Source organism: uncultured Microbacterium sp., from assembly GCF_913776565.1.
In the GTDB taxonomy this organism is placed as follows: Bacteria; Actinomycetota; Actinomycetes; order Actinomycetales; family Microbacteriaceae; genus Microbacterium.
The window spans coordinates 1-8,440 of record NZ_CAJYPF010000189.1 but is presented as its reverse complement, the minus strand read 5'-3'; the positions used below and the strand labels follow the sequence as shown (position 1 = coordinate 8,440).

The 8,440-nt window shown below is 70.8% G+C and carries 9 protein-coding genes and 1 pseudogene; 8 read left to right on the top strand and 2 right to left on the bottom strand.

Going from position 1 to position 8,440, the window contains the following annotated elements:
• Window positions 1–269 (bottom strand): MFS transporter (locus tag QZ433_RS10550; protein ID WP_295783018.1); only part of this gene is annotated, 269 nt, incomplete at its 3' end.
• A 165-nt stretch (window positions 270–434) separates the two neighbouring features.
• Here QZ433_RS10550 and rpsO point away from each other — a divergent pair.
• Window positions 435–704: a 30S ribosomal protein S15 gene (gene rpsO / locus QZ433_RS10545; protein WP_108319161.1), complete on the top strand. Its 270-nt coding sequence runs from the start codon at window positions 435–437 to the stop codon at window positions 702–704.
• 284 nt (window positions 705–988) lie between these two features.
• Here rpsO and QZ433_RS10540 read toward each other — a convergent pair whose 3' ends face one another.
• Entirely contained in the window at window positions 989–2,005 is a 1,017-nt protein-coding gene (locus QZ433_RS10540) for a 2-oxoglutarate and iron-dependent oxygenase domain-containing protein (RefSeq protein ID WP_295783013.1), read from the bottom strand.
• A gap of 206 nt (window positions 2,006–2,211) precedes the next feature.
• On the opposite strand from QZ433_RS10540, the gene efeU reads away from it, so the two are divergent.
• From efeU to QZ433_RS10505, 7 genes and pseudogenes are all read left to right on the top strand, one after another.
• Complete coding sequence (gene efeU, locus QZ433_RS10535; RefSeq protein ID WP_295783010.1) at window positions 2,212–3,159, top strand: iron uptake transporter permease EfeU; 948 nt, start codon at window positions 2,212–2,214, stop codon at window positions 3,157–3,159.
• A gap of 65 nt (window positions 3,160–3,224) precedes the next feature.
• Entirely contained in the window at window positions 3,225–4,454 is a 1,230-nt protein-coding gene (gene efeO / locus QZ433_RS10530; protein ID WP_295783007.1) for an iron uptake system protein EfeO, read from the top strand.
• A 2-nt stretch (window positions 4,455–4,456) separates the two neighbouring features.
• Window positions 4,457–5,776: an iron uptake transporter deferrochelatase/peroxidase subunit gene (gene efeB, locus QZ433_RS10525; RefSeq protein ID WP_295783025.1), complete on the top strand. Its 1,320-nt coding sequence runs from the start codon at window positions 4,457–4,459 to the stop codon at window positions 5,774–5,776.
• Window positions 5,777–5,925: 149 nt separating this feature from the next.
• Window positions 5,926–7,131, top strand: a complete 1,206-nt coding sequence (locus QZ433_RS10520) for an LLM class flavin-dependent oxidoreductase (protein ID WP_295783023.1) — start codon at window positions 5,926–5,928, stop codon at window positions 7,129–7,131.
• Between the two features lies 1 nt (window position 7,132).
• Window positions 7,133–7,777, top strand: a complete 645-nt coding sequence (locus tag QZ433_RS10515; protein WP_295783020.1) for an FMN reductase — start codon at window positions 7,133–7,135, stop codon at window positions 7,775–7,777.
• Between the two features lie 150 nt (window positions 7,778–7,927).
• Window positions 7,928–8,122 (top strand): hypothetical protein, encoded by a 195-nt coding sequence (locus QZ433_RS10510; protein ID WP_295783004.1) that lies wholly within the window; start codon window positions 7,928–7,930, stop codon window positions 8,120–8,122.
• Between the two features lie 66 nt (window positions 8,123–8,188).
• Window positions 8,189–8,440 (top strand): annotated as a pseudogene (locus tag QZ433_RS10505) (SAM-dependent methyltransferase); the annotation flags it as partial.

The following is an 8,440-nucleotide window of genomic DNA, read 5'->3' as shown; positions in this document are numbered from 1 at the left end:
CGGTCGAAGGCGTCGGCGAGCATGCCGCCGTACAGACCCGCGGCGACCATGGGGAGCAGCCCCGCCACCGCGATCATCGACACCGCGAAGGTGCTCTGCGTCAGCTCGAACACGTGCAGCATGACCGCGACGACGGTGAGCTGGCCGCCGAGGCCGGCGAGGGTGGATCCGATCCACAGTCGGGCGAACGCGGGGGAGGTGGTGAGCGGTCGGACGTCGATGAGGGCGCGGCGAGCCCGGGAGGTGGTCACGGGGTCGCTCGGCTGCACGGATCGAGGCTACGCCAGCCCGCCGACACCGGCCGCCGGTGCCGTTCGTGCACCGGGCCGAGGGCTGGTAGACTCATGCGGTTGCCGTTCGATCGGCCGCGGATAAAGAGAGCTCGCACGTCGTGTGACGGGCGCCGCGCAATGAGAAGGAAGGGGATCCCATCTATGGCACTCGAAGCAGACGTCAAGAAGGCGATCATCGAAGAGTACGCGACGCACCCCGGTGACACCGGATCCCCCGAGGTGCAGGTCGCGATGATGACGCAGCGCATCAAGGACCTTACCGAGCACCTCAAGGCACACAAGCACGACCACCACTCGCGCCGTGGCCTGTTCCTGCTCGTCGGTCAGCGCCGTCGCCTGCTGGGTTACCTGCAGGACGTCGACATCAACCGTTACCGCTCGCTCATCGAGCGTCTCGGTCTGCGTCGCTAATCGCACCAGCGTTCTATCGCGCAAAACATTCTTGGAGGGCCGCCCCACGGTGTGGGGCGGCCTTCGCCGTTCCCGGATGCCGCGTGACTCCGCTCCTCGCCCCCGGCCTGCGCCGCCCGCGCCGGACCGGTTGACGTCGGTCGGCCCCGGTCCGCCCCGCCCGGCCGCGCTCCGGTCGGGCTCACCGCCGACATCGCCGATAAACGCCGATCCTGCCCAGACACGGTGCGTCGCCGCGTGTGTGGGCAGGACCGGCGTTTATCGCGCGGAGGACCGCGCGCGGATCAGGAACCCGAGCGCGCGGCCAGCAGGTCGGGGTGCCAGCGCTCGGCGACGTCGGGGTGAGCGCGCAGGCGCGACTTGAGGGCGTTCTCGCCGTAGGTCGCGTGGATCGGATTGCTCGGATCGTCGGTGACTCCCCGGACCTCGGACGCCAACTCCGCGGGCAGGTCGATGATCGGCAGCCGCGCGTCGAGCGCGGGATTGAAGAAGAACGGCACCGAGATGCGCTCGTCCGGGAAGCGCGGCGAGATGACGCGGTGGTTGGTCGCGGTCAGGTACCCCTGCGTCGCGTACTCGAGCAGTTCGCCGATGTTGACGACGAAGGCGCCCGAGACCGGGGGAGCGTCGACCCACTCGCCGTCGCGCTCGACCTGCAGGCCGCCCTTGCCGGGCTCCACCCACAGCAGGGTGAGGACTCCCGAGTCCTTGTGCGCGCCGACGCCCTGCTGGGGGGTGGGGTCGTCCTTGCCGGGATAGCGGACGATCTTGATGAGGGTCTGCGGGTCGCCGAAGTGCCGATCGAAGTACTGCTCTTCGGCCCCCAGAGACAGCGCCCACGCGCGAAGGAGCTTGCGGGCGATACCGGTCAGGTGGTCGTGCCACTCCGCGACGACCTCGCGCAGCTCGGGCTGCGCCGCGGGCCACAGGTTCGGGCCGACGAGACGGTTGTACCCGGGACCGTCGGGGTCGACCAGGGGTTCCCGCTCGGGGCCGATGTCGATCTGCTCGCGCCAGTCGACGCGGCCCTGGGTGAGCTCGCCGCCGACGCGCGTGTAGCCGCGGAAGTGCGGGCTGGTGACGTTCTCGATCGCGAGCTTGTCGGCATCCGGGAGGGCGAAGAAATCCTTCGCCGCCTGCAGCAGTCGGGACTCCAGCTCGGCGCTGACGCCGGTACCGGTGAGGTAGAAGAAGCCGACGTCGTGCGTGGCGGCGCGCAGATCGTCGCGGAACCGGGCGGCGGCGTCGGGGCCCTGGTCGAGGAGCGAGAGGTCGAGGATCGGGAGGGTGAGCTCGGACATGCATCGAGGCTAGGTCGGCTCGCGGTCGACCGCGCGAATGTTGCCGAGGGTTACCGCCGCGCCCGGAGCGGCCGGTCCCTGCATCGGGGCCACGTGGGGGATGCGCGCCGCGCCGAAAGTGCGTAATCTGTCTGAGTCAGGTGAGGCTGTCCTTACCGACCCGCAACGTCGCGGCATCCCTTGTCCCGAAAGTCGGAAACCTGCCCGTGCTTGCCAGCTTCTTCGCCACCTTCCTCATCGGCCTCCGCGAGGGCCTCGAGGCCGCGCTCGTCGTCGGCATCCTCGTCGCCTACCTCACCCGGGTCGGTCGCCGCGACGCCCTGCCGAAGCTGTGGACCGGCGTCGGTCTGGCAATCGGCCTCGCGCTCGCGATCGGCGCCGTGTTCACGTTCGGGGCCTACATGCTCACCTTCGAGGCGCAGGAGATGCTCGGCGGGGGACTCTCGCTGGTGGCCGTGGCGATGGTCACGTGGATGATCTTCTGGATGCAGAAGGCCGGCCGCACCCTCAAGAGCGGTCTCGAGGGCGGGGTCGACAAGGCTCTGCGCGGCGGCGTGTGGGCTCTCGTGGCGATCGGATTCGTCTCGGTCGCGCGCGAGGGCGTCGAGACGACCCTGCTGCTGTGGTCGATGGTGCAGTCGTTCGGCGAGTCCGCCGAGGCGCTCCTCGGCGCCCTGCTGGGCCTGGCCACGGCTGCGGTCCTCGGCTGGTTCATCGCGCGCGGCATGCTGCGCCTCAACCTCGGCCGCTTCTTCACCTGGACCGGCGGCTTCCTCGTCGTCGTCGCCGCCGGCGTGCTCGCCTACGCGTTCCACGACCTGCAGGAGGCCGGCGTCCTGCCCGGCCCCTTCGGCGCCGGTGCCCCGATCGACCCCGCCACCGGCGCGGTCGCCGTCGGCTGGGCGGGTCTGCCCTTCGGCTGGGCCTTCGACCTGTCGACCGTGATCGCCCCCGACAGCGCGCTCGCCGCGATCCTGCAGGCGACGGTCGGCTTCATGCCGCAGATGACGTGGCTGCAGGTGATCGCGTGGGTGATCTACATCGCCGTCGTCGTCCCGCTGTTCATCCGGGGCGTGCGCGCGGGCCGTCGTCCGCGCGCGACCGCGGCCACCACCGTCGTCCCGTCGGCTCGCGCCGCGGCCGTCACCTCCTGACTCCCGGATCCGCGCGCCTTCCCGACGCCGCGGCATCCGCCTCTTCCGAATCCGAACGGAGCACCATGAATCCCACACGCCTGCTCGCGGCCACCGCCGTGGCCGGGGTCGCCGCCCTCGCCCTGTCGGGATGCGTCGCCAAGGCCGACGCCGCCGGCACCGGCGCGCTCACCGTCACCTCGACCGCCGACGACTGCGCGGTGTCCTCCAGCAGCGCGCCGAGCGGAACCGTGGCGTTCCAGATCGACAACAAGAGCGATCAGGTGACGGAGTTCTACCTGCTCGCCTCGGACGGCCTGCGCATCGTCGGCGAGGTCGAGAACATCGCCCCCGGTGCCTCGCGCAGCCTCACCGTCGTCGCTCAGCCCGGAGACTACTTCACCCTATGCAAGCCCGGCATGGTGGGCGACGGCGTCGGCAAGAAGGCCTTCGCGGTCACCGGTGAGGCGGTCGCCCTCGACGGAGCGGACGCCGAGCAGAAGAAGCAGGCCGTCGACCTGTACGCCGCGTTCGTGAAGGACCAGACCGGCCAGCTCGTCCCCGCCGTGCAGACCTTCGCCGCCGCGTACGAGGCCGGCGACGACGCCGCCGCGCGCGAGCAGTTCCCGCGCGTGCGCGCCTTCTACGAGCGCATCGAGCCCGTCGCCGAGGCGCTGGGCGACCTCGACCCGCGCATCGACTACCGCGAGGTGGACGCCGTCGCCGAGGGACTGGAGTGGACCGGGTTCCACCGCATCGAGAAGGACCTCTGGGCGCCCGCGCAGGACGCGCTCAACGCCGACGGCGAGACCCCCGCGTGGAAGGACTGGGCTCCCTCGACCACTGCCGAGCGCGCCACCTACGGCGACAAGCTGATCGCCGACACCCAGGAGCTGTACGACTACGTGCACTCCGACGAGTTCACCCAGACGCTCGAGGCGCAGGGCGTGGCGGGCATCTCCAACGGTGCGATCGCCCTGCTCGACGAGGTGGCCACCGGCAAGATCAGCGGCGAAGAGGACTGGTGGTCCAAGACCGACCTGCACGACTTCGCCGCCAACGTCGAGGGTTCGAAGATGGCCTTCTCGCTCGTGCGCGACTTCGCCGCATCGAAGGGCGACAAGGGTGCCTCGCTCGTGAGCCGGATCGACGCCGGGTACGCCGACCTCGAGGCGGCGCTCGCCGCGCACGGCTCGCCCGATGCCGGCTTCGTGCCCTACCCGCAGCTCACCGAGGCCGACAAGCGTCAGCTGACCGACCTCATCAACGCCCTCGCCGAGCCGCTGTCGCAGCTCACGGTGACGATCCTGGAGTGAACGTGACCGACCAAGAGCAGTCCTCCACGCCGGTCGAGGCGGGTGCCCTCTCCGACGAGCGGACGGATGCCACCGGTCTCTCCCGTCGGGGCCTGTTCGGCCTGGCGATCGGTGCCGGGGCCACGGGCCTCGTCGTCGGCGCCGGGGCGGGCCTGGTCGGCGGGGCCGCGTACGGCACCGCGCAGGCGCAGGCGGCGACGGATGCGGTGGCCCCGGGGGCTGGCATCCATCAGCCCGGGATCACCACACCCGTGCAGGACCACCTGCACTTCGCCGCATACGACATGATGGCCCGCACGACGCGCGCGGATCTGGCGGAACTGCTGTCGGACTGGACGTACGCCGCGACCCGCATGATGCAGGGTCTCGACGTCAGCGCGACGGGCGCCGTCGGCGGGTCGCCCGAGGCGCCGCCGGACGACACCGGCGAGGCTCTCGGGCTGCCGGCGAGCAACCTGACGATCACCTTCGGTTTCGGCCCGTCGCTCTTCGACGAGCGCTTCGGTCTCGAGGCGCAGAAGCCGGGCGCGCTCGAACGGTTGCCCGCGTTCGTCGGCGACGACCTCGACCCGCTGCGCTCGGACGGTGACCTGTGCATCCAGGCGTGCGCCGACGATCCGCAGGTCGCCGTGCACGCGATCCGCAATCTCAGCCGCATCGCCTTCGGGCGCGCGACGATCCGGTGGTCGCAGCTCGGGTTCGGACGCACGTCCAAGACCACGGCCGCGCAGGCGACCCCGCGCAACCTCTTCGGGTTCAAAGACGGCACCGCGAACATCCTGGCCGACGACACCGCCGCCCTCGACGAGAACGTGTGGGTGCCGGCATCCGAGGGCCCGGCGTGGCTCGCGGGCGGGTCGTACCTCGTGGCCCGCCGGATCGCGATGCTCATCGAGACCTGGGACCGCACGCGCCTGGCCGAGCAGGATCGGGTCGTCGGTCGCGACAAGGCCGACGGCGCGCCGCTGTCGGGCGGTGACGAGTTCACCGCCCCCGACTTCGCCGCCGTCGGCGCCACGGGAAAGCCCGCGATCGACGAGCGCAGTCACGTGCGGCTGGCCCACCCCGACCTGAACGGCGGTGTCCGTCTGCTGCGCCGCGGGTACAACTTCGTCGACGGGACGACCGACCTCGGCCGACTCAACGCCGGTCTGTTCTTCCTGTCGTTCCAGCGCAGTCCCGAGCGGTACATCACCGTGCAGCGGTCCTTGGCGACGGATGCCATGGGCGAATACCTGCGCCACGTCGGATCGGGGCTGTGGGCCGTTCCGCCCGCGCCCGCGGCGGGCACGTCGATCGGGGCGGGGCTCATGGGCGCCTGAGGCGCCGGAACCTCCCGCCGCCGCCCGCCCCGGGATGCCCGGGGGCCGGCGGCCCGGGAATAGATCTCACCGCCCGGCGTTCTCCCATGTATATTCAGATGCATACAAACAGGAGGCGCATCGTGAACGAGACGAGCAACTGGCCCGGCATGCAGTTCGGTGTCATGACGGTGAGCGACATCACCCAGGACCCGACCACGGGCAAGACCCCGAGCGAAGCACAGCGCATCGCGGACACGCTCACGATCGCCAAGCACACCGAAGAGGTGGGACTCGACGTCTTCGCCCTCGGCGAGCACCACAACCCGCCGTTCTGGTCGTCATCGCCCACGACGACGCTGGCGTACATCGCCGCGCAGACCGAGCGCCTCATCCTCACCACCTCGACGACGCTCATCACCACGAACGACCCGGTGAAGATCGCCGAGGACTTCGCGATGCTGCAGCACGTCTCGGGCGGTCGCGCCGACCTCATGCTCGGCCGCGGCAACACCGGCCCGGTCTATCCCTGGTTCGGCAAGGACATCCGTCAGGGCCTGCCGCTGACCATCGAGAACTACGACCTGCTGCACAAGCTGTGGCGCGAGGACGTCGTCGACTGGGAGGGGAAGTTCCGCACGCCGCTGCAGGGGTTCACCTCGACCCCGCGTCCCCTCGACGGCGTGCCCCCGTTCGTGTGGCACGGCTCGATCCGCACGCCCGAGATCGCCGAGCAGGCCGCCTACTACGGCAACGGCTTCTTCGCGAACAACATCTTCTGGCCCAAGGAGCACTACCAGCGCCTCATCACGCTGTACCGCGAGCGTTTCGCCCACTACGGCCACGGCACGCCCCAGCAGGCGATCGTCGGACTCGGCGGTCAGGTCTTCATGCGCGCGAACTCGCAGGACGCCGTGAGGGAGTTCCGTCCGTACTTCGACAACGCCCCGGTATACGGCCACGGCCCGAGCCTCGAGGACTTCAGCGAGATGACCCCGCTGACCGTCGGCTCGCCGCAGCAGATCATCGACCGCTACGCCGCAATGCGCGAGACCTTCGGCGACTACCAGCGCCAGCTCTTCCTCATCGACCACGCCGGGCTCCCGACCAAGACGGTGCTCGAACAGCTCGACATCCTCGGCGGCGAGGTCGTGCCGGTCCTGCGCAAGGAGCTGCAGAAGAACCGTCCGGCCGAGGTGCCCGACGCCCCCACGCACGCCAACCTGGTCGAGAAGATCTACGCCGGAGCGGCCCCGCGTCAGGCCGTGCCCGGCGCGAACCGCGGCGACAACATGGTCTCGGGAAGCCCGTACCAGGATGCCGCACCCCGCTCCGGCAGCGCGTTCGGCGCCGCCGCGACGAAGGTGGGTGCCTGAGATGGCCGCCCGTCGCATCGCGGTCGTCACCGCGGGGCTGTCCACGCCCTCGTCGACCCGGATGCTGGGCGACCGCCTGGCGCACGCGGTGCTCGCGGAGCTGCGCGAACGCGGAATCGACGCGACGTCGGACGTGTTCGAGCTGCGCGATTACGCCCATGAGCTGACGGACAACCTGCTCACCGGCTTCGCGCCGCCCGCGCTGGAGCAGATGATCAACACGGTCGTCTCGGCCGACGGCATCATCGCCGTCACGCCGATCTTCTCGACGAGCTACTCGGGCCTGTTCAAATCGTTCATCGACGTGCTCGACCCGCAGGCGCTGAACGGCACTCCGGTGCTGCTGGGCGCCAACGCGGGTACGGCTCGCCATTCGCTCGCGATCGACTACGCGATCCGTCCGCTGTTCACCTACCTGCACGCGAATCCCGTGCCGACCGGGGTGTTCGCGGCATCCAGCGACTGGGGAGCGAACGCCGACGAGGTGGCACCTCTCGGCGCGCGGGTGGACCGCGGCGCACGGGAGCTCGCCGACGCCATCGCAGCCCGTGAGCCCGTGCGCGACGCGGATCCCTTCGACCCCTCGTCGTACCTCGGCGAGGGCCGGTCGTTCGGACACCTTCTGGGTGGTCTGTCGGGGGAGTGATCCCCGCGTCAGCCCCGTCGTCCCGAGGCGGCGGGGCTTCGGCGTGCCCCGGCCGAGGGTGCGCACATCGCGGAGGATGTGCGCGCCGCAAGACGGTGCCCCGCGCCGACCCCGCGCTCTAGGGTGGGGGGGCGAGCAGAAGGAGTCCGAATGGATGCTGCGCAGTGGGACGAGCGTTACCGCGCCTCCGCCGGGGGAGTGTGGGCCACTCAGCCGCCCGCCGTCGTCCGCGAGATCACCGGCGCGCTGCCCGCGGGTACGGCGATCGACGTCGCGACCGGAGACGGGCGGACCGCCCTGTGGCTCGCCGAGCACGGGTGGCGGTGCACCGGTCTGGACTTCTAGAGCGCGGGTCTCGCGCTCGCCGCCGCGCGGCCCGGCGGTGACGCGGTCGACTGGGTCGAGGGAGATGTGCACGCGTGGCAACCCGCGGCGCGTGTCGATCTGGTCGTGTCGTGCTATCTGCACCTGCCCGACAGCGCCGCGGCGGTCGCGCGCATCGCCGAGTGGGTCGCACCCGGCGGGACGCTCGTGGTGGTCGGGCATGACATCGACAACATCGCCGCCGGAGGGCACGGGCCGCGCGACCCGGCGATCCTGTACACCCCCGAGCTGTTGCGCGGGGCACTCGACGAGCGCTTCGACGTCCTGCGCTGCGAGCGG

Coding starts and splice junctions, on each gene's coding strand:
- QZ433_RS10540 (WP_295783013.1), bottom strand. CDS start 2,005: ATGTCCGAGCTCACCCTCCCGATCCTCGACCTCTCGCTCCTCGACCAG.
- rpsO (WP_108319161.1), top strand. CDS start 435: ATGGCACTCGAAGCAGACGTCAAGAAGGCGATCATCGAAGAGTACGCG.
- QZ433_RS10510 (WP_295783004.1), top strand. CDS start 7,928: ATGGATGCTGCGCAGTGGGACGAGCGTTACCGCGCCTCCGCCGGGGGA.
- QZ433_RS10515 (WP_295783020.1), top strand. CDS start 7,133: ATGGCCGCCCGTCGCATCGCGGTCGTCACCGCGGGGCTGTCCACGCCC.
- QZ433_RS10520 (WP_295783023.1), top strand. CDS start 5,926: ATGCAGTTCGGTGTCATGACGGTGAGCGACATCACCCAGGACCCGACC.
- efeO (WP_295783007.1), top strand. CDS start 3,225: ATGAATCCCACACGCCTGCTCGCGGCCACCGCCGTGGCCGGGGTCGCC.